Source organism: Streptomyces sp. NPDC002701 (genome assembly GCF_042889045.1).
Taxonomy (GTDB): domain Bacteria; phylum Actinomycetota; class Actinomycetes; order Streptomycetales; family Streptomycetaceae; genus Streptomyces.
Map to the genome: position 1 here is coordinate 148,536 of NZ_JBIAQL010000005.1, position 24,001 is coordinate 172,536.

Annotated in this window: 16 protein-coding genes and 1 riboswitch; of the genes, 9 read left to right on the forward strand and 7 right to left on the reverse strand. The window is 70.3% G+C overall.

What is annotated here, in order from left to right; translation table 11 throughout:
- Window positions 1–308 precede the first annotated feature (308 nt).
- The 5 genes from ACFYXC_RS16475 to ACFYXC_RS16495 all read left to right on the forward strand — a co-directional run bounded on the left by ACFYXC_RS16475 (window position 309) and on the right by ACFYXC_RS16495 (window position 5,867).
- Window positions 309–2,078 (forward strand): SDR family oxidoreductase, encoded by a 1,770-nt coding sequence (locus tag ACFYXC_RS16475; protein ID WP_389551948.1) that lies wholly within the window; start codon window positions 309–311, stop codon window positions 2,076–2,078.
- A 46-nt stretch (window positions 2,079–2,124) separates the two neighbouring features.
- Window positions 2,125–3,069, forward strand: a complete 945-nt coding sequence (locus tag ACFYXC_RS16480; RefSeq protein ID WP_389551951.1) for a MerR family transcriptional regulator — start codon at window positions 2,125–2,127, stop codon at window positions 3,067–3,069.
- A 248-nt stretch (window positions 3,070–3,317) separates the two neighbouring features.
- Window positions 3,318–3,866, forward strand: coding sequence for an RNA 2'-phosphotransferase (locus ACFYXC_RS16485; protein WP_388923276.1), 549 nt, complete (start codon window positions 3,318–3,320; stop codon window positions 3,864–3,866).
- A 49-nt stretch (window positions 3,867–3,915) separates the two neighbouring features.
- A complete protein-coding gene (locus tag ACFYXC_RS16490) occupies window positions 3,916–4,827 on the forward strand; it encodes an LLM class flavin-dependent oxidoreductase (protein ID WP_389551954.1) in 912 nt (303 codons plus the stop codon).
- Between the two features lie 131 nt (window positions 4,828–4,958).
- Window positions 4,959–5,867: an HAD-IIB family hydrolase gene (locus tag ACFYXC_RS16495; RefSeq protein ID WP_389551957.1), complete on the forward strand. Its 909-nt coding sequence runs from the start codon at window positions 4,959–4,961 to the stop codon at window positions 5,865–5,867.
- 3 nt (window positions 5,868–5,870) lie between these two features.
- Here ACFYXC_RS16495 and ACFYXC_RS16500 read toward each other — a convergent pair whose 3' ends face one another.
- From ACFYXC_RS16500 to hisC, 6 genes are all read right to left on the reverse strand, one after another.
- Window positions 5,871–6,917 carry a murein hydrolase activator EnvC family protein gene (locus ACFYXC_RS16500; protein ID WP_389551959.1) on the reverse strand — a complete coding sequence of 349 codons (1,047 nt, stop codon included), beginning with the start codon at window positions 6,915–6,917 and terminating at the stop codon, window positions 5,871–5,873.
- Window positions 6,918–7,042: 125 nt separating this feature from the next.
- The gene (locus ACFYXC_RS16505) at window positions 7,043–8,623 is read right to left on the reverse strand and encodes a GAF domain-containing sensor histidine kinase (protein WP_389551962.1); all 1,581 of its coding nucleotides are present in this window, start codon (window positions 8,621–8,623) and stop codon (window positions 7,043–7,045) included.
- Between the two features lie 58 nt (window positions 8,624–8,681).
- Window positions 8,682–12,176 (reverse strand): thiol reductant ABC exporter subunit CydD, encoded by a 3,495-nt coding sequence (gene cydD / locus ACFYXC_RS16510; protein ID WP_389551964.1) that lies wholly within the window; start codon window positions 12,174–12,176, stop codon window positions 8,682–8,684.
- A gap of 112 nt (window positions 12,177–12,288) precedes the next feature.
- Window positions 12,289–13,293, reverse strand: coding sequence for a cytochrome d ubiquinol oxidase subunit II (gene cydB, locus ACFYXC_RS16515; protein WP_389551967.1), 1,005 nt, complete (start codon window positions 13,291–13,293; stop codon window positions 12,289–12,291).
- A gap of 20 nt (window positions 13,294–13,313) precedes the next feature.
- On the reverse strand, window positions 13,314–14,819 hold the full coding sequence (locus ACFYXC_RS16520) for a cytochrome ubiquinol oxidase subunit I (RefSeq protein WP_389551970.1): 1,506 nt from the start codon (window positions 14,817–14,819) through the stop codon (window positions 13,314–13,316).
- Between the two features lie 389 nt (window positions 14,820–15,208).
- Window positions 15,209–16,291, reverse strand: a complete 1,083-nt coding sequence (gene hisC / locus ACFYXC_RS16525) for a histidinol-phosphate transaminase (protein WP_389551973.1) — start codon at window positions 16,289–16,291, stop codon at window positions 15,209–15,211.
- 432 nt (window positions 16,292–16,723) lie between these two features.
- On the opposite strand from hisC, the gene ACFYXC_RS16530 reads away from it, so the two are divergent.
- The 3 genes from ACFYXC_RS16530 to ACFYXC_RS16540 all read left to right on the forward strand — a co-directional run bounded on the left by ACFYXC_RS16530 (window position 16,724) and on the right by ACFYXC_RS16540 (window position 20,295).
- A complete protein-coding gene (locus ACFYXC_RS16530; protein ID WP_388923116.1) occupies window positions 16,724–17,836 on the forward strand; it encodes a LacI family DNA-binding transcriptional regulator in 1,113 nt (370 codons plus the stop codon).
- A 176-nt stretch (window positions 17,837–18,012) separates the two neighbouring features.
- On the forward strand, window positions 18,013–19,239 hold the full coding sequence (locus ACFYXC_RS16535; RefSeq protein ID WP_389552806.1) for a metallophosphoesterase: 1,227 nt from the start codon (window positions 18,013–18,015) through the stop codon (window positions 19,237–19,239).
- A 183-nt stretch (window positions 19,240–19,422) separates the two neighbouring features.
- Window positions 19,423–20,295 (forward strand): hypothetical protein, encoded by an 873-nt coding sequence (locus ACFYXC_RS16540; RefSeq protein ID WP_388923119.1) that lies wholly within the window; start codon window positions 19,423–19,425, stop codon window positions 20,293–20,295.
- A gap of 152 nt (window positions 20,296–20,447) precedes the next feature.
- Here ACFYXC_RS16540 and thiC read toward each other — a convergent pair whose 3' ends face one another.
- Window positions 20,448–22,322 (reverse strand): phosphomethylpyrimidine synthase ThiC, encoded by a 1,875-nt coding sequence (thiC, locus tag ACFYXC_RS16545; RefSeq protein ID WP_389551977.1) that lies wholly within the window; start codon window positions 22,320–22,322, stop codon window positions 20,448–20,450.
- Window positions 22,315–22,471: riboswitch (TPP riboswitch) on the reverse strand. (Overlaps the previous gene by 8 nt.)
- A 71-nt stretch (window positions 22,472–22,542) precedes the next feature.
- Between thiC and ACFYXC_RS16550 the strand changes: the two genes are divergently transcribed.
- Window positions 22,543–23,976: a YibE/F family protein gene (locus ACFYXC_RS16550; RefSeq protein WP_389551980.1), complete on the forward strand. Its 1,434-nt coding sequence runs from the start codon at window positions 22,543–22,545 to the stop codon at window positions 23,974–23,976.
- The last annotated feature ends 25 nt before the right edge of the window (window positions 23,977–24,001 follow it).

A 24,001-nucleotide genomic window follows, 5' to 3' on the forward strand; every position in this document is an offset into this window, starting at 1 on the left:
GGGAGCTGTATCGCCGTCACTCTCCAGTCGTACGGGCCCGTAAGGGTCCCCCTCAGGTCGAACAACCGGGGTTGTCCCCGGCACGGACAGACCGTCCGGCCTGGCCGGATTGTCCCCGTCGACGAGGTTTTCCACAGGCCGGACGACCGCCATTGACGCAGCCGCAGACAACTGTCACATTCATCCGTGTCACGTTACGGACGCGTACCGCAGCCGGCCGGGAACGGACGGTGGCACCCCGGCGGTGCCCTCACCGGCTCCGGGCGGAGTGCGTCCCGGCCGGACGACGATCCGCCGCACATGCGGCGATGGGCGGAGGACGAGTGACCCTTCACAGTGCGCGTGAGCGCTGGGTGAGTACGGGCGGAGTCGAGCTGTGCGTGGCCGAGTCGGGTGATCCCGCGCAGCCCACGGTGGTGCTCGTGCACGGCTATCCGGACTCCAAGGAGGTGTGGTCCGAGGTCGCCGGGCGCCTGTCCGAGCACTTCCACGTCGTGCTGTACGACGTGCGCGGTCACGGCAGATCCACCGCACCCGACCCCCTGCGCGGCGGGTTCACCCTGGAGAAGCTCACGGACGACTTCCTGGCGGTGGTGGACGCGGTCAGTCCGGACCGCCCGGTGCATCTGGTGGGCCACGACTGGGGTTCCGTGCAGGCATGGGAGTTCACCACGGTCGCCCGCACGAAGGGGCGGATCACCTCCTTCACGTCGATGTCCGGTCCGTCCCTCGACCACTTCGGGCACTGGATCAAGAAGCGGATGTCCCGCCCGACGCCCCGCAGGGTCGGCCAACTGCTCGGCCAGGGCGCGAAGTCCTGGTACGTGTACCTCCTGCACACCCCCGTGCTCCCCGAACTCGCCTGGCGCGGCCCCCTCGGCAAGCAGTGGCCCAGAATTCTCCGCCGGTTCGAGAAGGTCCCGACCGGGGACTATCCGACCGCGTCACTGCCCACGGACGCGGCCCACGGCGCCTGGCTGTACCGCGACAACGTCCGTCCGCGCCTGAGCAGTCCGCGCACCGACGCGTACGCGCACGCGCCCGTGCAGCTCATCACGCCGCTGGGGGACGCGTTCCTGTCGGAGCGGCTCTATGACGAGCTGGAGCGGTGGGCGCCCCGGCTGGTGCGCCGCACGCTCCCGGCGAAGCACTGGGTTCCGCGGACCCGGCCCGATCAGCTGGCCGCCTGGATCGGCGAGTTCGTGACCACCACCGAGAGCGGCCGGCCCACACCGGCGGTGCGCGGACCGCACTCCGAACGCTTCGGCGGACAGCTCGTGCTGGTCACCGGAGCGGGCAACGGCATCGGACGGGCCACCGCCCTGGCGTTCGCCGAGGCCGGCGCGCGCGTGGTGGCCGTCGACCGGGACGCGGCGAGCGCGGCGCGCACCACGGAGGCGTCCCGGCGCGTCGGCGCCCCGGAAGCCTGGGCCGAGACGGTCGACGTCTCGGACGAGCAGGCCATGGAGGAACTGGCCGCGAAGGTCGCCGCCGAGTACGGGGTGGTCGACGTCCTGGTGAACAACGCCGGGATCGGGCTGTCCGGTTCCTTCTTCGACACCACCGTGGAGGACTGGCGGAAGGTCCTTGACGTCAACCTGTGGGGTGTGATCCACGGTTGCCGGCTCTTCGGCAGGCAGATGGCCGAGCGCGGACAGGGCGGCCACATCGTCAACACCGCGTCGGCCGCCGCCTATCTGCCGTCGAAGGCACTGCCCGCGTACAGCACCTCCAAGGCGGGGGTACTGATGCTGAGCGAGTGCCTGCGCGCGGAGTTGGCGGGGCAGGGCATCGGGGTCTCGGCGATCTGCCCCGGATTCGTCAACACCGCCATCACCTCGACCGCCCGCTTCACGGGCGTGGACGCCGAAGAGGAAGAACGGCGCAGGAAGAAGTCCGCGCGACTGTACGGGCTGCGCAACTATCCGCCGGAGAAGGTCGCCGCCGCCGTTCTGCGGGCCGTCGTCCGCAACCAGGCCGTGGTGCCGGTGACGGCGGAGGCGCGGGGCGGGCGCCTCATGTCCCGCTTCACTCCGGGGGCGTTGCGCGCGATCTCCCGGATGGAGCCACCGCTGTGACGCGACGATCGGCCGTCACACCCCGGGGCTCGGAGGGGCGGGAGCAGTGAGCGACGAGTCGGCCGACGCCTCGTACCGGATCGAGGACCTGGCGCACCGCAGCGGCGCCACGGTCCGGACGATCCGTGCCTATCAGGACCGCGGCCTGCTGCCCCGCCCCGAACGGCGCGGACGCGCCAACGTCTATACGGACACGCATCTGGCCCGGCTCCGGCAGATCGCCGAACTGCTGGACCGCGGCTACACCTTGGCGTCCATCAAGGAGCTCCTGGAGGCATGGGACGCGGGACGGGGCCTGGGCGGTGTGCTCGGACTGGTCGCCGAGGTCGACGGGCCGTGGACGGACGAGGAGGCGGTCCGTATCTCGCGGGCCGAACTCGACGAACGGTTCGGCGGCCCCCCGGACGAGGCCGCCGTGGCCGAAGCCGTCGAGCTCGGAGTGCTGGAGCGGATACCGGGAGAGGAGGACACGTTCCTCGTCCCGAGCCCTCAAGAACTGGCGGTGGCGGCCGAGTTGTCCGCGGCGGGCGTACCGCTGTCCGAGATCACGCTCCACCTCAGGGAGTTGAGGGGACAGGTCGAGCACATCGCGGCGCGTTTCCTGGAGTTCACGACCGAGCATGTCTTCGCCCGCCGCCTCGGCGATCACGCGCAGGCCGACGCCGACGCCGACGAGGCGGCAGCGCTCGTACGACGGCTGCGGCCGCTCGCCCGGCAGACGGTGGACGCCGAACTGGCGCGCGCCATGCGGTTGTTCGCCCACCGCGAGCTGCGTCGTCGTCTCGGCGCCGCGGGACCCCGCCAGGACACGGAAACGACGTGTACCGTCACGGTCCCGGCGTCGACAATGGCCGCTGTACGAGGGCTGGTCGGCGCGGAGCACGCGGCCGAGTTCTTCGCTCTGGCGGCCGAACGTGAGGTACGGGCGCGGGCGTTGGACCGGCTTTCCACAAGTGGTGCGCATGCGGGCGATGTTGACGAACTGCGCTGATGTGGGGGCCAGTTATCCACAGAATCCTCAACCGGGGTTGTGGATAACGCATTTGGTTGTGGATCAAACCTCTGCGCCGAAATCATTCGCGTGATCAGCGTCTCTCCAGGCACCCTACCGGGATGAAAGAAAGTGACCTCCCCGGAAGCGGCCCGACCGGACGTGACGCGGCAGCACGTGACGCGTTCGAACGTGACACGGCCGGACATGACGCGACGGCGGCCGGGAGTGACTCGCGGGGCAGCGCTGTGGACGACAGACGCACCGTGAAGGTGTCGAAGTACCTCTCGAAGCATCTGCGGCATCAGCCCGAGAGGATCGGGCTCACCCTCGACGAGGGCGGCTGGGTCGAGATCGCCACACTGATGGCCGCTGCCACCGCGCATGGCTTCCGGTTCACTCGGGACGAGCTCGATCATGTGGTCGCCACCAACGACAAGCGGCGCTTCGCGATCGAGGGCACCCGGATCCGTGCCAGCCAGGGCCACTCCGTGGACGTCGACCTGGGACTGCCGGCGGCGACCCCGCCCGCGCAGCTCTACCACGGCACCGTCGCCCGCAGCCTGGACGCGATCCGTGCCGAGGGCCTGCGCCCCATGAACCGGCACGACGTGCATCTCTCGGCCGACCGGGAGACGGCGACCCGCGTCGGTGGTCGCCGCGGCCGTCCCGTCGTGCTCTGCGTGGACGCCGGCGCCATGCACCGCGACGGACATGTCTTCAGGGTCAGCGCCAATGGCGTCTGGCTCACGGCCGCCGTACCCCCGCACTACGTGCGGTTCCCTGCCGCACGCTGACCCGACCGGACCGGCGGGGGGCTTCCCGCCGGCGCATAGGCTCTGTGGCATGAGTCTGCGTCTGAGCACCGTGATCCTGCCGTACCTCCGCTGGCACGAAGGAGGGCGGTCCGCCTGGCAGCGCGCCGAGCAGCTCGGATTCCACACCGCTTTCACGTACGACCATCTGGCGTGGCGGACGTTCCGCGAAGGACCCTGGTACGGCGCCGTACCGACGCTGACCGCGGCGGCCGACGTCACCGACCGTCTGCGCCTCGGCACGCTGGTGACCTCCCCGAACTTCCGGCACCCCGTGCCTCTCGCCAAGGAACTGATCTCGCTCGACGACATCTCCGGCGGCCGGATCACGCTGGGCATCGGTGCGGGCGGCTCCGGCTTCGACGCCACGACGCTGCTGCGCGCCGGCGAGGAACCATGGACACCCCGCGAGCGGGCCGACCGGTTCGGTGAGTTCGTACCGCTGCTCGACCGGCTGCTCACCGAGGACACCGTGTCGTACGACGGCACGTTCTATTCCGCGCGTGAGGCATACAACATCCCCGGCTGCGTCCAGCGCCCCCGGCTGCCCTTCGCGGTGGCCGCCACCGGACCGCGCGGGCTGAGGCTCGCCGCCGCGCACGGGCAGGCGTGGGTGACCACCGGCGATCCGAAGCTCTTCGAGGCGGGCACGCCCGAGCAGTCGCTGGACGCCCTCCGTGGCCAGGTGGAGAAGCTGACCGCCGCGTGCGAGACGGCCGGCCGCGATGTGCGCGAACTCGACAAGGTCCTGCTCACCGGTTTCACACCGGACCGCGGCCGTCCGCTGGAGTCCCTCGACGCGTTCGTCGACTTCGCGGGCCGCCACATGGCGCTGGGCTTCACGGACATCGTGATCCACTGGCCGATCCCGGGCTCGGACTTCGCGGCGGACGAGAAGGTCTTCGAGACCATCGCGACAGAAGCGGTCGCGCAACTGGGCTGACACCCGTGATGTGCTCGCGCAACTCCCGGCGCCCTCGGAAGACGCGTGCCGTGGGTCTGGCACAAGGCATAAGGCCAGGTGAAGACGTACGTCACTCACCTGTGCGGACCGCCGCACGCCCGTGCGCGCATATGCGCGACAATGGTGAAGTGACCTCAGCGACCCGACGGCCCGGGATCCCGGCCTCCCCCCTCCCGCCCCGCCTGATCGCCACGGATCTCGACGGCACCCTGCTGGGCGACGACAAAGCCGTCTCACCGCGCACGGTGGCCGCCCTGGCCGCCGCCGAGGCAGCCGGCATCGAGGTCTTCTTCGTGACCGGCCGGCCGGCCCGGTGGATGGACGTCGTCAGTGAGCACGTCCACGGTCACGGCCTCGCCATCTGCGGCAACGGCGCCGCCGTGGTCGACCTGCACGGCGGCCCCGGCGCCCACCGCTTCGTCAAGATCCGGGAACTGGCGCGGGAGAACGCGCTCGACGCCGTACGGCGGCTGCGGGACGCAGCTCCGGGGACCCTGTTCGCCATCGAGCGGACGTACGGCTTCTACCAGGAGCCGGCGTATCCGAAGCTTCACCTGGAGGCTCCCGACAGCCTCGCGCCCGCCGAGAAGCTCCTGGCGCCGGACGCCCCGGGTGCCGACGAACCGGTGCTCAAGATCCTCGCCCACCACCACGAGATCGCCCCGGACGACTTCCTCATGACCGCGCGGCTGGCCATCGGCGACCGGGCCGACGTGACCCGGTCGAGCCCCAGCGCACTGCTGGAGATCAGCGGGCCCGGCGTCTCGAAGGCCAGCACCCTCGCGCTGTGCTGCGCCGAGCGCGGCATCTCGAACGAGGAGGTCGTCGCCTTCGGTGACATGCCGAACGACGTGGAGATGCTGACCTGGGCGGGCACGTCGTACGCCATGGGCAACGCGCACCCCGCCGTGATCGCCGCGGCCTCCGGGCGCACGGCCGCCAACACCGAGGACGGAGTGGCCGTCGTGATCGAGCGGATACTCGCGGAACGCGACCCGCAGCGAAGGGCCGCCCCCTAGGAGCTACAGCCGCACTCCCCGCTCCGCGAGCCACCTCCGCGGATCGATCGCCGAGCCCCACTGCGGGGTCAGACGCACCTCGAAGTGCAGATGCGGCCCGGTGGAATTACCGGTCGTGCCCGACTGGCCGACCCACTGCCCGGTGGACACCCGCTCCCCCTGGTCCACGGAGACGCCGGCCAGGTGGGCGTACTGCGTGTAGTAACCCCCCGCGTGCTTCACCACCACCTCCATGCCGAACGGCCCGCCGCACGACACCTTCACCACGCGTCCCTTCCCCACCGCACGCACCGGCGTGCCGATGTCCACGGCGAAGTCCTGCCCGGTGTGCCGGCTCGCCCAGTGCTCACCGCTGCCCCCGAACCCCGCGGAGAGCTGGTACGTCTCCACCGGCGGGATCCAGGGCTGGCTGAAGGTCATACGCGGCCGGCCGTGCCGTGCGGACCCCCGGCACGCTCCGGCGGCGGCCGAGGCGTCCGCCTCCCCCTGGAGCGTCTCCTGTGCCTCCTGCAGCTTCCGCGCGATCCCCCGCTTGATCTCGGCGAGTTCGTCGGTGCGCCGTTCCAGCGCCTGCCGCACGGACGCCGCCTCGGCCTCGTCGGCGGCGAGCCGGGACTCGGCCCGGCGGCTCCTGGTGACCGCGTTGCCGACCGCCAGATCAGCCTGCCGCACGATCCGCTGACCGCGCATCAGCTCCTCGGGGTTGTCCGCGAGCAGCAACCGGGCGGCGTGCGGGAGCCCGCCGCCGTTGCGGTACTGGGCACGCGCGATACGGCCGAGGTCCTCGCGCAGCACCGCGATGTCCTGCCGCTCCCGTGCGAGAAGCCGCTCCAGACGCCGCGCCCGATCGCGCTGCGTCTCGGCCTTGCGACGCCCTTCCTCGTACCGCTGTGTCGCCTGTGACGCCTCCTCGTACAGCCGCACGACCTCGGCGCCCATGTCCCCCGACCTGTCGTCGTCCGCCCCTGCCACTGTGGGGCTCGCCACCAGGAGGGCCGCCGCGCACGACAGCACCGGGACGAGCAGGGGGCGACGACGACGTGAGCGCATCCATGGATCGTGCCGCGCACGGACCGCCCGGGTCCTGTTCACGTCGTACACCTGGGGGAGCGGGCGGCACGGATGGAGCACTGCGCTGGGCCGAACGGGGTCTCTCCGCAACCAGTTCGACGGGTTCAGTACGGTGCTTCCCAGACCACCGACGTACCGCCACCGTCCGGTCCGGCCCCCGGCCCGTACCAACTGTCCCCGCCGAGCGACTCCGCCCGCCGCTTCAGGTTCTTCAGCCCGCTGCGCCGGCCCCCTTCCGGGATGCCGACGCCGTCGTCCGCGACCGTCAGCCGTACGCCCGGCCGCTCGTCCGGCAGCCGTACCGTCGCGTCCACGGTGACGTCGATGCGGGACGCCCCCGCGTGCCGGAAGGCGTTGGACAGGGCTTCGCGGAGGGCCGCGATGAGGTTCTTGGCCGTGAGTTCGCCGACCACCGTGTCGACCGGTCCGACGAACCGGTGGGACGGCTTGAATCCGAGCGGTACGGCGGCCATGGTGATCTCGCGCAGTACGCGCGTCCGCAGCCCCGTCGGAAACTCGGCCGGTCCCTGCTGCAGCGCGAAGATGGCCGTACGGATCTCCTGGATGGTGACGTCGAGTGCGTCGACCGCCTTGCCGACGCCCTGCCGCACCTCGGGCAGAACGGACCGGCGCTGTGCGCTCTCCAGCAGCATCCCGGTGGCGAACAGCCGTTGGATGACGAGATCGTGCAGGTCACGGGCGATCCGGTCGCGGTCCTCGAAAACCGCGAGCCGCTCCCGGTCCCGCTGGGCCTCGGCCATCATCAGCGCGAGCGCCGCCTGCGAGGCGAACTGCGTCGCCAGGGTGCGTTCGACCCCGGTGAACGGACGCCCACCCCCCGCCCGCGCCATGACGAGGGTCCCCAGGACCCGCCCGCCGCTCTGCAGGGGGAGGAGCATCGTCGGTCCGTAGCCGCGGGCGAGGTCGGCGGACATCCGCGGGTCGGAGGCCGCGTCCTCGATGAACACGCCGTTGCCCGCGAGGATCTCGCCCGCCACCGCGTTCTCCGGGGGCACGACCAGCCCGAGCGCCCTCGACGGGCCCTCGGAGGCGACGGCGACGATCTCCAGCCCGCCCTCGGCCGCCGGCAGCAGCACGAGTCCCGCCATCGAGTCCGAGAGCCGGCGAGCCTGCTCCGCGACCACCTGGAGGGCTTCGTCGGCATCCCCTCCGGAGAGCAGCGCGGTCGTGACGGCCACCGATCCGTCGATCCAGCGCTCACGTCGTCTGGCGGCCTCGTAGAGCCGCGCGTTCCCCAGGGCGATGCCCGCCTCGCGCGCCAGTACGCGCACCATGTCGAGGTCGTGCCCGCCGAACGGTCCCCCGTCGCGCTTCTCGGCGAGGTAGAGCGTGCCGAGGTTCTCCCCCCGCACGCGGATGGGCACCCGCAGGAATCCGGCCGCCGGCCGCCGGCGGGGTCCCTCGTGCCCGGCGGGCAGCCGCCCGATCCACCGGACCGCCTCCCCCTCGGGGTCCTCGCTCACGCGCTCGACGAGGCTGTCCCCGCACTCCGCCGACAGTCCGACCGCCGCATACCGGGCGTCCGCCAGTTCGGCCGCGGTCTCGCAGATCCGTTCCAGCGTGGACCGCAACCGCAGGCCGCTGCCGACCGCCCGCAGCGCCTCCAGCAACCGCGGTACGTCGTCCGGGTTCGGGGCGGCACCGGGGTCCGGCTCGACTGACATGCACCGAGCCTAGTTAGTCCCATTTGTCAGGGAAAGTCGAGCCTCGCCGATGGAGCCCTCAGCGCGTGAGAGCCAGCATCTCCGTCCGGCTCTCCCGCTCGGCCATCTCCCGCAACGGCCCCTCCGTACGCACCAGCTCGCCGAAGGGTCCCCGCTGGGCCACCTGTCCCTCGGCCAGGACGATGACCTCGTCCACCGCTGCCAGTCCGGCCAGCCGATGAGTGATCAGCAAGGTCGTCCGCCCTTCGGTCGCGGCCAGCAGGTCGGCGGTGAGGGCGTCGGCGGTGGCCAGGTCGAGGTGCTCCGCGGGCTCGTCGAGAACGAGCACGGGAAAGTCCGCGAGCAGGGCCCGGGCCAGCGCCAGCCGCTGCCGCTGTCCCCCGGACAGCCGCGCGCCGTGCTCCCCGATCAGCGTGTCGAGCCCGTCGGGCAGTCCGTCGGCCCAGTCGAGCAGCCGCACCCGTCGCAGCACGTCCCGCAGATCGGAGTCGGTCGCGTCCTTCCGGGCGAGCACCAGGTTCTCGCGCACCGAGCTGTCGAACAGGTGCGCGTCCTGAGCGCAGAGCCCGACCAGGCGCCGCACGTCGTCACCGTCCATGCCGTACGCGTCCACGCCTCCCAGCGTGTACGTCCCCCCGCGTGGGTCCAGGAAGCGCAGCAGCACCTGCGCCAGCGTCGTCTTGCCGGATCCGGACGGTCCCACGACGGCGGTCCTGCGCCCTCGTTCGAGCACCAGGTCCACCCCGGCGACCGCGTCCCGCTCCTGTCCCTCGTACCGGGCGGTCAGGCCGGTCACCACGACCGGGAACGGCGAGCCGGGCGCCTTCGCCGGCCGCTCCGGCTCCCGTACGGGATCGGGCGCGTCCAGGACCTCGTACACGCGCTCCGCGCTCTTGCGCACCCGCTGCCGGTACTGGGCCGCGAGCGGCAGTCCCAGCACGGCCTCGAAGGCGGCCAGCGGGGTGAGGACGACGACGGCCGTCGCCACGCCGCTGAGGCGCCCGTCGACGACCGCCTGGGCACCGAGGAACGCGGCGGCCGTGACGGTGAGTCCGGAGATCAGAGCGGTGAGTCCGTCTCCGAGCGCGGTGGCGGTGGCGGTGCGCGAGGTGATGCGGGTCAGGGCCGCGTCGGCCCGCCGCGCCTCGGCGGTACGGGCGGGAAGCGCGCCCGCGACCGTCAACTCGGCCGTGCCCGTGAGGAGGTCGGCGACCCGGGTGGCCAGGGCGCCGCGTGCCGGTGCCAGCCGGCGCTCGGCTCGGCGGGCGACGGCGCCGGTCACCAGCGGGACGCCCACCCCGGCGGCCAGCAGCCCGACGGCGAGAGCGGCGCCGGCCTCGGGCAGCAGCCAGGCCGTGAAGGCGACCGAACCTGCGGACACGACGGCCGCCGCGGTGGCGGGCAGCAGCCAGCGCAGCCAGTAGTCCTGCAGCGCATCGACGTCGGTGACGAGCCGCGAGAGCAGATCGCCGCGCCGGGCGGTCCGCAGCCCGGCGGGCGCCAGCCGTTCGAGGCGCCGGTACACGGCGACCCGGGTGTCGGCGAGCATCCGCAGCACGGCGTCGTGCGACACCAGCCGCTCGGCGTACCGGAAGACGGCCCGCCCGATCCCGAACGCCCGCGTGGCCGTCACCGCGACCATCAGATACAGCACGGGCGGCTGCTGCGAGGCCCTGGAGATCAGCCAGCCCGAGGTGGCCATCAGGCCGACGGCACTCCCGAGCGCGAGACTGCCCAGGAGCAGCGCCAGCGCCAGGCGTCCGCGGCGGGGCCCGGCCATGGCTCGCACGCGCGCGAGCACGCCGCCCCGCCCCTGGTGGAGTACCGGCGCCTCTTCCCGCTCCGCCGCGGGTACGACCGCCACCGCGCCGGAGCGGGGGGTTCCCGTACCGCCGAGCCGCGTGGAGTGGTCCACCGCGGCCTGCGGTGCCAGTCGCACCACCCGGTCCGCCACGCCCAGCAGAGCCGGCCGGTGGACGACCAGGAGCACGGTCCGCCCGACGGCCAGGCGCCGGACCGCCTCGACGACCTCGGCTTCGGTCGCCCCGTCCAGCGAGGCCGTCGGTTCGTCCAGCAGCAGCACCGGCCGGTCCGCGAGGAACGCCCGTGCCAGGGCGAGCCGTTGGCGCTGTCCCGCGGAGAGCCCGGCACCGTCCTCACCGAGAACCGTGCGCGCCCCGTCGGGCAGCGCGTCCACGAACTCCAGGGCTCCCGCGTCGGCCAACGCCTGGCGCACCGCCGAGTCGTCCGCCTCCGGCCGCGCCAGCCGTACGTTCTCGGCGACGGAGCCGGCGAACAGATGGGGCCGCTGAGGCACCCAGGCGATCCGCGAACGCCATTTCTCCAGGTCGGCTTCCGCCAGATCGGCACCCCCGACGCGGACTCGCCCCGCGGTGGGGTGGGCGAAACCCAGCAGCACGTTCAGCACGGTCGTCTTGCCCACGCCGCTGGGGCCGACCAGGGCCACCGTCTCCCCGGGCCGGACCTCGAAGGACACGTCCGACACCGCGGCGGACGACCGCTCGGGGTACCGGACCGTCACACCCTCCAGGCGCAGCTCCCCGGAGGGGGGCACGGCACCGGCTCCGGGCTCGCGCACGGGGGTCTCCAGGACCGTGAAGATCTCCTCCGCGGCCGACAGCCCCTCCGCCGCCGCGTGGTACTGCGTCCCGACCTGGCGCAGCGGCAGATATGCCTCCGGCGCGAGGATCAGCACGACCAGCCCGTCGTACAAGGCCATCTCACCGTGGAGGAGTCGCATCCCGTTGGTGACCGCGACCAGGGCGACCGAGATCGTGGCGAGCAGCTCCAGGGCGAAGGACGAGATGAAGGCGATCCGCAGGGTCCGCATGGTCGCCTGCCGGTACTCACCGGTGATACGTCGGATGGACTCGGCCTGCGCCTTGGCCCGCCCGAACACCTTGAGCGTGGGCAGCCCCGCGACCACGTCCAGGAAGTGCCCCGAGAGCCGGGACAGCAGCTGCCACTGCCGGTCCATCTGGGACTGTGTGACCCAGCCGATGAGCATCATGAAGACCGGGATGAGCGGCAGGGTGCCGACGATGATCGCCGCCGACACCCAGTCCTCGGTGACGATCCGCGCGAGCACGGCGACCGGGACGACCACCGCGAGCCCCAACTGTGGCAGGTAGCGCGAGAAGTAGTCGTCCAGGGCGTCCACGCCGCGGGTGGCCAGCGCGATCAGTGAACCCGTCCGCTGCCCGCTCAGCCACTCCGGTCCGAGCACGCCGGCCCGTTCCAGCAACCGTCCCCGCAGCTCCGACTTGACCGCCGCGCTGGCTCGGTGCGCCGCGAGTTCGGTGAGCCAGGAGATGAGCGCGCGACCGACCGCGACACCTGCCAACAGCAGCAGCGGCGTGCGGAGTTCGCCCGTCGACAGCCCGTGCTGGAAAGCACCCACCACTACTTCGGCGATGAGCATGGCCTGGGCGATGATCAGCCCCGCCCCGACGACTCCCAGGCCGACGACCGCCATCAGGAACAGGCGGGTGGCGCGGGCGTGACGAAGCAGACGCGGGTCGATCGGTTTCACGTGAAACACACCCTTGGATCAAGCAGGTGTGTTTCACGTGAAACACACCTTCTCCTGATTGAGGCATGTTTCACGTGAAACATGCCCCCTGGATTCAGCAGGCCCATCAAGCTCAGTGCACGGCGTCGGCAATGTGCTGCGTGCCGATCCGCTTGCGGAACACCCAGTACGTCCACCCCTGATAGAGCATCACCATCGGCGTCGCGATCACGGCACACCAGGTCATGATCTTCAACGTGTACGGGCTCGACGAGGCGTTGGTGACCGTCAGGCTCCACTCGTCAGCGAGAGAGGACGGCATGACGTTCGGGAAGAGCGTCAGGAAGAGCATCGCGACCGCGGCGACGATGGTGAGGCCGGACAGCGCGAAAGCCCAGCCTTCACGCCCTGCCATGTTCGCCCCGACGGCCGCGACCAGCGCGAGCACCGCCACGGCCATCGCGACCAGGCTCTTGCCGTCACCGTTCTCCGTCTGGGTCCAGAGCAGGAAGACCAGCGCGAGCACGGCCGTCACCAGTCCCAGCCCGCCGGCCAGCTTCCGCGCCCGTTCCCGGATGTCCCCGAGGGTCTTGAGCGCCGCGAACACCGCCCCGTGGAAGGTGAACAGCGTCAACGTCACCAGGCCGCCCAGGAGGGCGTACGGGTTGAGCAGGTCCCAGAGGCTGCCCACGTACTCCATGTCCTGGTCGATCTTCACGCCCCGCACGATGTTGCCGAACGCCACACCCCACAGGAACGCCGGGAGCAGCGAGGTCCAGAAGATCGCATGCTCCCAGTTGCGCTGCCACTGCTCCTCTGGCCGCTTCGCCCGGTACTCGAAGGCGACTCCGCGCACGATCAGGCAGACGAGGATGAGCAGCAGGGGCAGATAGAAGCCGGAGAAGAGCGTGGCGTACCACTCGGGGAAGGCGGCGAAGGTCGCGCCTCCCGCGGAGAGCAGCCACACCTCGTTCCCGTCCCAGACCGGTCCGATGGTGTTGATCAGGACCCGCTTCTCGGTCCGGTTCCGGGCGAGCAGCTTGGTGAGTACGCCGATCCCGAAGTCGAACCCCTCCAGGAAGAAGTAGCCGGTCCACAGGACGGCGATGAGGACGAACCAGATGGTGTGGAGTTCCATGACTCAGCAGCTCCCTCGGCCTAGTAGGAGAAGGCCATCGGCTTGTCGGCGTCCCGGAGGTCGCCACCGATCTTCGTGGGCGGGTTGAGGTCGGCCTCGGTCAGCTCGGGAGGTCCTGCCTTGACGTACTTCACGAGGAGCTTCACCTCGACGACGGCGAGGATCGCGTAGATCGTCGTGAGCACGCCCAGGGAGATGAGCATCTCGCCCTGCGACACACCGGGGGAGACCGCGTCCCGGGTCTGCATCACGCCGTAGACGACCCAGGGCTGCCGGCCCATCTCGGTGAAGATCCAGCCCCACCCGTTGGCGATCAGCGGGAACGCCATCGTCCAGAGAGCGAGGAGCCAGTACAGCCGGGTGAGCCTGGACCCGAGCGGCTTCCTCAGCAGCACCAGATGCGGCACCTCGTCCTCCCCCGTCCGATGGGCGGCCGGCAGCAGGAACCTCTTCCGGGTGAGCCACAGCCCCAGCAGGCCCAGCGAGAAGGACGCCATGCCGAAGCCGATCATCCAGCGGAAGCCCCAGTAGGCGACAGGGACGATGGGCTTGTAGTCACCGGGCCCGAACTTCTCCTGCAGCGCCTTGTTGGTGTCGTGGATACCGGGCACGTACGAGTCGAAGTCGCTGTGGGCGAGGAAGGACAGGAGCCCGGGTATCTCCAGGGCCACCTTGTTGTGGCCCTCGTCGACGTCTCCGTATGCGAAGACCGAGAAGGGCGCGGGCTCCTCGCCGTCCCACAGCGCCTCGGCGGCGGCCATCTTCATCGGCTGCTGCTCGTACATGACCTTGCCGAGGGTGTCGCCGCTGATCGCCGTGAGTATGCCGCCGACCGCCATGGTGACCAGACCGAGGCGGAGCGAGGTCCGCATCACCGGAATGTGCCTCTTGCGCATGAGGTGGAACGCGGCGATGCCCACCATGAAGGCGCCACCCGTCAGGAAGGCCGCCGAGAAGCTGTGGAAGACCTGGTTGAGCGCGGTGTTCTGGGTCAGGACCAGCCAGAAGTCGGTGAGTTCGGCCCGGCCCTTCTGCTCGTTGATCCGGTAGCCGACGGGGTGCTGCATCCAGGAGTTGGCCGCGAGGATGAAGTACGCCGACAGCAGCGTGCCGATCGAGACCATCCATATGCACGCGAGGTGGATCTTCTTCGGCAGTTTGTCCCAACCGAAGATCCACAGCCCGATGAACGTGGACTCGAAGAAGAAGGCGATCAGGGCCTCGAAGGCGAGCGGGGCTCCGAAGACGTCACCGACGAAGCGCGAGTAGTCGGACCAGTTCATGCCGAACTGGAACTCCTGCACGATGCCCGTGACGACGCCCATCGCGATGTTGATCAGGAAGAGCTTGCCCCAGAACTTGGTGGCCCTGAGGTACTTCTCCTTCTCCGTACGCACCCAGGCGGTCTGCAGGCCCGCGGTGAGCGCGGCGAGCGAGATCGTGAGCGGGACGAACAGGAAGTGGTAGACGGTGGTGATGCCGAACTGCCATCGGGCCACCGTTTCCGGCGCCAGAGCCAATTCCACGTCGTCATCTCCTTACGTCGCCGTCGTAACAGCGGCAGTTTGTCCCGCTTGTCCTGGACATCACGGGAGTAACTGGGACTCGCTTGTGAACGCGTTCACATTCACAAGCAATTATGCCGCATGCTCGTTCGAGACGTGACAGGTGGGGGTCGCTCGGCGCGAAGCCGGGCTCCTACGACGTGAAATGCCAGGTCAGAGGCGCGCCAGGGGAAGGTGAGTTACGCCATGGACGTCAGGCCCCGGCATCCCGGGTGAGCGGGATGCCGGGGCCTGGTCGGTCGGATCGAGCCGGGCGGGGCACGGCGGGCCCGCCACGGGCACGGAGGGCCCGGTCTGAGCACGCCGGGACAGAGGGCGAGCGGGGACAGAGGGCGCTCGGCAGGGGGCGGTCAGAACTCCTTGCGGAAGTTCTCCGCCGTCTGCAGGAAGATGTCGTTGGCCTCGGCCTCGCCCACCGTCACACGAACCCCTTCGCCCGCGAACGGCCGCACCACGACTCCGGCCCGCTCACAGACGGCGGCGAAGTCGACGGTGCGCTCCCCGAGCCGCAGCCACACGAAGTTCGCCTGTGTGTCCGGCACCGTCCAGCCCTGCCCGCGCAGCGTCTCGACCACGCGCGCGCGTTCGCCCACCAGCGCGCCGACCCGCCCCAGCAACTCGTCCTCGGCCCGCAGTGAGGCGACCGCGGCGTCCTGCGCGAGCTGGCTCACCCCGAAGGGCACAGCCGTCTTGCGCAGCGCCGCCGCCACCGGCTCATGGGCGATCGCGAAGCCGACCCGCAGCCCGGCGAGACCGTACGCCTTGGAGAACGTCCGCAGCACGCACACGTTCGGGCGCTCCCGGTAGAGCTCGACACCGTCCGGCACCTCGACGTCGCGCACGAACTCCTTGTACGCCTCGTCGAGGACCACGAGGACATCACCGGGCACCCGGTCGAGGAACCGTTCCAGCTCGGCCCGGCGCACCGCCGTCCCCGTGGGGTTGTTGGGGTTGCAGACGAAGATCAGCCGCGTGCGGTCGGTGATCGCGTCCGCCATCGCGTCGAGGTCGTGCACGTCCCCCGGCGTCAGCGGCACCTGGACCGCCGTCGCCCCGCTGACGCGGGTGATGATCGGGTAAGCCTCGAAGGACCGCCAGGCGTAGATCACCTCGTCGCCCGGTCCGGAGGTCGCCTGCACCAGCTGCTGGGCGACGCCGACCGAGCCGGTACCGGTGGCCAGATGCGTGAGCGGTACCCCGAACCGGTCCGCCAGCTCGCTCATCAAGCCCGTGCACGCCATGTCGGGGTAGCGGTTGAAGGCGCCGGCCGCGGCGGTCACGCTCTCCAGCACGCCCGGGAGCGGCGGATAGGGATTCTCGTTGGAGGACAGCTTGTACGCCACCGGGCCGTCCCCCGCGGCAGCGGGCTTGCCCGGCCTGTACGTGGGGATACCCTCCAGCTCGGCTCGCAGCTTCGGGCTCGTCTCGCTCACCGCAGTCCTCCTCGTGACCTTCTCCGGCTCGTCACCACCACCGGCTGCCAATACTGCTCACCTTAAGAGGATTCGGTCCCACTGCGTACGGCCCGGGACCGACCTCGCGGCCGGCACCGCGGATCCGCGTACGCACTCCTGGGCATCACCGCACGAAGGCGTACGAAAGAGGGGGCGCGCTGCCCGCCGCAATCCGCGCCGGTGGCTCGCGCCGTGGCGCGCATCCCTCGTGAAGGTGAGTTGAGACCTCTTCGAAACATGGCTCATTTGGCAGGCACTTGCGCGTCGACAAGTGACGTACTGCCATTGAATTGGTCAACCCCCTTGCTTTCAAAGGTAGTTGCGTATTTATGACCATGCAGAAACGTGACTGTCAACGCGTGCATATGCGTCCGCACTACCCCACCGCATGAGCCCTACTATCGGCTCGCCATGACAGCAGCAGGGAAGCACCAGGTGAGCCGGTCGGATACCTCCCGCCGAGGAAGCCGGCCGGGCCGGGCGGGCATCAGAGACGTGGCCGCGGCCGCCGGAGTGTCCATTACGACGGTGTCCGACGCACTCAACGGCAAGGGGCGACTTCCGGACGCCACCAGACGCCATGTCCGCGAGGTCGCCGACCGGCTGGGCTACCGCCCCTCCGCGGCGGCCCGAACGCTCCGTACGGGGAAGTCCGGCCTCATCGGCCTGACGGTGACGACCTACGGGGATGAACCTTTCACCTTCACGGAGTTCGCGTACTTCGCGGAGATGGCCAGAGCCGCCACCTCGGCCGCGCTCGCCCGGGGCTACGCCCTGGTCATCCTCCCCGCCACCTCGCGCCACGACGTGTGGTCGAACGTTGCCCTGGACGGAACGGTCGTCATCGACCCCTCCGACCAGGACCCGGTCGTCAGCGAACTGGTCCGCCAGGGGTTACCGGTGGTCTCGGACGGCCGCCCGGCGGGCTCGCTGCCGGTCACCGCCTGGGTGGACAACGACCACGAGGCCGCGGTCCTGGGCATCCTCGACCACCTGGCCGCCGCCGGGGCCCGCCGCATCGGCCTGCTGACGGGGACGACCACGGACACGTACACCCACCTCTCCACGACCGCGTACCTCCGCTGGTGCGAGCGGGTGGGCCAGGACCCCGTGTACGAGGCATATCCCGCGCATGATCCGTGCGCGGGGGCGGTGGCCGCCGACCGGCTGCTCGCCCGGCCGGACCGGCCCGACGCCGTCTACGGGCTGTTCGACCCGAACGGCACCGACCTCCTCGCGGCCGCCCGGCGCTACGGCCTGCGCGTACCGGAGGACCTGCTTCTCGTGTGCTGCAGCGAGTCCACCGTCTACGCCAACACCGAGCCGCCCGTCACCACACTCTCGCTCAAACCGCGCCGCATCGGCACGGCCGTGGTCCAGCTCCTGATCGACGCCATCGAGGGGGTCGAAACGGACCAACCGGTCGAGCAGGTGATACCGACGGAGCTGATCGTGCGCACCTCCTCCCAGCGACGGCCGCCACGGACGACCGTCAGCCCGCCGAGGTCCCCGGAGGAGGGGTGACCTCCCACGCGGAAAGGCCCTCCCAATTCGGGAGAAAACCACGGTGAACTGGGGTCTTGCTCCGATTCACCACCCCTGGGTCATCACATGGCGCGATCCGCATTCCTATGATGGGCGGACGACACCGCGGGCCGCTGCGACCAGGCAGTCCGACGCGGTGCAGATGCGGCGCGATGGTGGTGGAGGGGTCGATGACTCAGGGGGCCGGTCAGGAACCCGAGATGCGGACGCCGACGGTGCGCGACTTCCGCGTGCCGGCGTACGTCCACGAGGCCGGTCCGTACGCGCAGCCGCCCGGACCACCTCCGCAACAGGCCGGGCCGTACGACCGGTCCGCCGAGCCGTACGACCAGGCCGCTGACCCGTACGTCGGCCCCGCTGACCCGTACGCCGGGCCGGCCGACCCGTACGTCCGGTCCGGCCCGTACGCGGGGCCGCCGCCCCACGGCGAGGGCGGCGCCCCGGCCGAGGTGCCGGAGGGTTACACGCCGACGGAGCGCGATCTGCCGGTCATCAACCGCGGTGACACGGTTCAGGTGCCGGTCGAGCCCGAGGCCGGTCGGACCCCATCGCCCGACGAGGGGCCGGGGCCGCTGTACGTCGTCGGCGACGTGCACGGATATCTCGACGAGCTCGTCGCCGCGCTGCGCGAGAAGGGGCTCATCGACGCCGAGGCCCGCTGGGTGGCGGGTACCTCGCGGTTGTGGTTCCTCGGCGACTTCACCGACCGCGGGCCCGACGGCATCGGCGTCATCGACCTCGTCATGCGGCTGTCCGCGGAGGCCGCCGCGGTGGGCGGCTACTGCAAGGCGCTGATGGGCAACCACGAACTGCTGCTGCTCGGCGCCAGGCGGTTCGGGGACACCCCCGTCAACTCCGGCGCGGGTACCGCCACCTTCCAGGCCGCCTGGCTGCTGAACGGCGGTCAGAAGACCGACATGGAGCGCCTCCAGGACCACCATCTGCAGTGGATGGCCCGCCTCGACGCGATGGAACTGGCGGACGGGCATCTCCTCGTGCACTCCGACACGACCGCCTATCTCGACTACGGCGACTCCATCGAAGCGGTCAACGACACCATCCGGGAAACCCTCACCCGCCATGACGCGGACGAATGCTGGGACCTTTTCCGCAAGTTCACCAAGCGCTTCGCGTTCCGCGACGACGGCGGCGCCCAGGCCGTGCGCTCCTTGCTGGAGACGTACGGCGGTTCGCGCATCGTCCACGGTCACAGCCCCATTCCGTACCTCCGCGGCGATGTCGGTTCGGAGGACGGCGGGGACTCGTCGACGCCACGGGTCGAAGAACCCCACGTGTACGCCGACAAGCTCGCGATCGCGATGGACGGTGGCGTGACCATGGCCGGAAAGCTACTGGTCCAGCAACTTCCCCTGGATGGTTGAGCGTTTACGGGGCACGTGTCCCTGAATGAAGGACGCGTGCGGTCCGGTGGCAAATTCTGGAAACCCCCTGTCACCCTGTGCCGTCACCGCTCTACCATCGGATTATCCGTAGCAGGCTCCCCTCCGTTTCTGCCCGACGGCTCGTCAGCATGCCGAGCCACCAGCCCTACGGAGCATCGGGGGATGCACATGAACAGCGTTCCGCAGCACCTGCTGAGTGAGGACCGCCAAGAGTACGAGCGGATCCTCGACGAGGCGCTGCGCTCCGCACCACACCGTCCGGAACTCGCCGCCGTGGGTCAGCGGCTCAATCCCGAACAGCTGCGCACGATGGCGCTCAACGCCACCGCACTCATCACGGCGGCCGCGGCGACCGAGTACCAGCACTATGTGAAGGTCCGCGAGGAACTGCGCCAGCCGGCGCCGTCCACCCCACCCGTCCGCGAAGGATCCTCCAGTTCCTCGGATCCGGGTACGAGCGCGGTGGGGCTCGCCACCACCATGGGGGAGGTGGCCGAGACCGCCGGGGCGGGTGCCGCCGCGGTCGTCGCCGTGCTCGCCCCTGTCCTCGCCGGCACGGCCGCGGCGATCTTCCTGCTCGTCGGCTACATCCTGAAGATGCTCGACCCCCAGCCGGGCATCGCCCAGACCCTCCTCACCACCGGATGGGTCTTCGGCGCCGTCACGGCGGCCACGATCCTGGTCGCCGCGGTCTGCCTGCTGCTCGCCGCCCTGCGCAACGGCGCCAGTTCGCTCCAGGCCGGCGTGCACGGCGAACACAGCGAGGAGGTCGACCGTGCCAGGCACGCCTGGCACGACGCTCTCCTGGAGCACGGCATCATGCCGTTCCTCAAGGAGGCCCTCGCGGACCCGGGTACCGCCGCCCTCGGTCGTACGAAACCGTCGGCGCCGGTCAGCCGGATGCCGCAGCTCGGCTACAACCGCCCGGGTTTCAGCAGCCCCGACGGCGGCCCGGCAGCGGGCCCGCGCCCCAGTTTCTCGAGCCCGGACTTCAGCAGCCCGGACTTCGGGGGGCCGGAGCACGCTCCCGAATAAGGGAGGGGTCCGCCTGCCAAGACTGATCGACGACGGAAACCCGTCGTCGATCTTTTCTTGGCCCGCGGTAACGGCGACGAGGTGACCCCGGCGGCGTGGCGGCCGGCGGGGTCACCCGGTCCGGACAGGCGGAGCGGGCGGGTGTGCCCGGGTCAGTCGGCCAGTGGCAGGTAGACCCGGTTGCCCGCGGCGGCGAACTCCTTCGACTTCTGGAGCATCCCCTCGGCGACCTCCTCGGCCGAGGCTCCCGCTGCCGCCGTACCGCCGAACTGCTCGGTGATGCTGTGGCTGATCTTCATCGAGCAGAACTTCGGCCCGCACATGGAGCAGAAGTGCGCCGTCTTGGCCGGCTCGGCCGGGAGCGTCTCGTCGTGGAACTCCCGGGCCGTGTCCGGATCCAGGGCCAGGTTGAACTGGTCCTCCCAGCGGAACTCGAAGCGGGCGTCCGACAACGCGTCGTCCCACTCCTGCGCGCCCGGATGTCCCTTGGCGAGGTCCGCCGCATGGGCCGCGATCCTGTAGGTGATGACACCCGTCTTGACGTCGTCACGGTTGGGCAGGCCCAGATGCTCCTTGGGCGTGACGTAGCAGAGCATCGCCGTGCCCCACCAGGCGATCATCGCGGCTCCGATACCGGAGGTGATGTGGTCGTACGCCGGCGCGATGTCCGTCGTCAGCGGACCGAGCGTGTAGAACGGAGCCTCCTCGCAGATCTCCTGCTGGAGGTCGATGTTCTCCTTGATCTTGTGCATCGGGACATGCCCGGGGCCTTCGATCATGGTCTGTACGTTGAAGCGCTTGGCGACCTTGTTGAGTTCTCCGAGCGTCCGCAGCTCCGCGAACTGCGCGGCGTCGTTGGCATCCGCGATCGAACCCGGCCGCAGACCGTCGCCGAGCGAGTAGGTGACGTCGTAGGCGGCGAGGATCTCGCAGAGCTCCTCGAAGTGCTCGTACAGGAACGACTCCTTGTGGTGCGCCAGGCACCATGCCGCCATGATCGAGCCGCCACGCGAGACGATGCCGGTCTTGCGGTTGGCTGTCAGCGGGACGTACGGGAGGCGTACACCCGCATGGACGGTCATGTAGTCGACGCCCTGCTCGGCCTGTTCGACGACCGTGTCCTTGTAGACCTCCCAGGTGAGTTCCTCGGCGCGCCCGTCGACCTTCTCCAGCGCCTGGTAGAGGGGGACCGTCCCGATGGGCACGGGGGAGTTGCGCAGCACCCATTCCCGGGTGGTGTGGATGTTGCGGCCGGTCGACAGATCCATGACCGTGTCGGCACCCCAGCGGGTCGCCCAGGTCATCTTCTCGACCTCCTCCTCGATGGAGGAGGTGACGGCGGAGTTGCCGATGTTGGCGTTGACCTTCACCAGGAACCGCTTGCCGATGATCATCGGCTCGATCTCCGGATGGTTGACGTTGGCCGGCAGAACAGCCCGGCCCGCCGCGATCTCCTCGCGTACCACCTCGGGGGCGACGTTCTCCCGGATGGCCACGTACTCCATCTCCGGCGTGATCTCGCCCCGCCTCGCGTACGCGAGTTGGGTGACTGCCTGCCCGTCACGGCTCCTGCGGGGCAGACGCGGGCGCCCCGGAAAGACCGCGTCGAGGTTGCGCAGTCCACCGCGCGGTGAGGTGTGCTTGATCCCGTCGTCCTCGGGCCGCACGGGACGGCCCGGGTACTCCTCGGTGTCGCCACGGGCGATGATCCAGTTCTCCCGCAGGGGCGCCAGTCCCCTGCGCACCTCCGTGTCGACGGCAGGATCGGTGTACGGGCCGGACGTGTCGTACAGGGTGACCGATCGGCCGTTGGTGAGATGCACCTGACGGACCGGCACGCGCAGGTCGGGGCGCGAGCCCTCGACATACGCCTTGTGCCAGCCGATGGACCTTCCGGCGTCGCCGTTCTCCGGCGGGGCAGTTGCCCCACCGCTCTCGGGTGAGGCGGATACCTCGGTGCCATCGGTCGGGGCGAGCGCCCCGTTCGTCTGGCTGGAGGCAGGCGTGCGTACGTCCTTGTCGGTCATGAGACCTACTCCCTACGCCGGCATTACCCGGTAACAGGTTCGGCGGTCGACGCAGCGTTTCCCGTCCGGCGATGTTCCACGTGAAACATCGCGGATACGGAGGTCAGCGCCCTCTCAGCCCGGTGCTCCGAGCTCCCGCGTGTGCAAAGGTGCTTCCACGCTAGCGTCACAATGGGCGCGGTGAACAGTGGGCCCCTCTCGTTCTTGCGATGATCGGTCGGTGACCACGACGCAGCAGCCTCCACTTCCACCGTCCGAACCGCCCCACGGACAGGGCCCCGACGGCCATGGTCCCGGCGGCGGTGGCGGCGACGGACCTGTCGGCGACGGGCACGGTCACTCGCACAACCACGGCCCCGCGGCCCCGGTCTCCATGCACCTGCGCAAGATCATCGCCGCGGTACTGATCCCCTTCGCCGCGGCGGTCGTGATCGGTCTCGCGGTGCTCTGGCCCGGCGGCGCCCCCGAGCACGAGCGCACGGGTGTCGGCTTCGACCGGCAGACCCAGCAGGCCACCGTGACGAAGGTCGACAAGGTCGACTGCAAGTCGGTGAACGCCTCGGGCGGGACTCCGACCGGCGACACCTCGACGGCCGAGGGCTCGTCCGCGCAGCAACAGGCTTCGGGCACCTGCAAGAAGGCGACGGTCCGGGTCGACAGTGGCAAGGACAAGGGACGTACCTTCACCGAGATCGTCCAGCCGGACTCCTCACGGCAGCTGGAACAGGGCCAGGAGGTGATCGTCGCGTACGCACCCGATGCCCCCAGGGAGCTGCAGTACTCGGTCACCGACGTGAACCGCAAGCTCCCGATGGCGCTGCTCGCCGGTATCTTCGCCCTCGCCGTGGTCGTGGTGGGCCGGATGCGCGGTGTCATGGCGCTGGTCGCGCTGGCCGTCAGCTTCCTGATCCTGACGTTCTTCATCCTGCCCGCGATCCTGCAGGGCTCGAACCCGCTGGTCGTGGCGGTGGTCGGGGCCAGTGCCATCATGCTGATCGCGCTCTACATGTGCCACGGCCTCTCCGCCCGGACGTCGGTCGCGGTGCTGGGCACGCTTCTGTCCCTGCTGCTGATCGGGCTGCTCGGCTCCCTGTTCATCGACTGGGCCGCACTGACCGGCAACACCGACGACAACACCGGCCTGATCCACGGGCTCTACCCGTCCATCGACATGAGCGGTCTGCTGCTGGCGGGTGTCATCATCGGTTCGCTCGGAGTGCTCGACGACGTCACGGTGACGCAGACGTCGGCGGTCTGGGAACTCCACGCGGCCAACCCGGCGATGGGCTGGCGAGGGCTGTACCGGGCGGGCATCCGCATCGGCCGCGACCACATCGCGTCCGTCGTCAACACGCTCGTCCTCGCCTACGCCGGCGCGGCGCTCCCTCTGCTGCTGCTCTTCTCCATCGCGGAGAGCAGCGTGGGGACGGTGGCCAACAGCGAACTGGTGGCGGAGGAGATCGTGCGCACGCTCGTCGGCTCGATCGGGCTGGTCGCCTCGGTGCCGGTCACGACGGCTCTCGCGGCCCTGGTGGTGTCGGCGGACCGCCCGGGCGGCACCACCCCGGTCGAACAGGCGCCGCCCCAACCCCAGCCGCAGGCCGGCTCACGGGCGCCGCTGCGGGGCGGGAGCGGTCGCCGCCGCAAGCACTGAGCACGACTCGCACCGACCCCGCGAT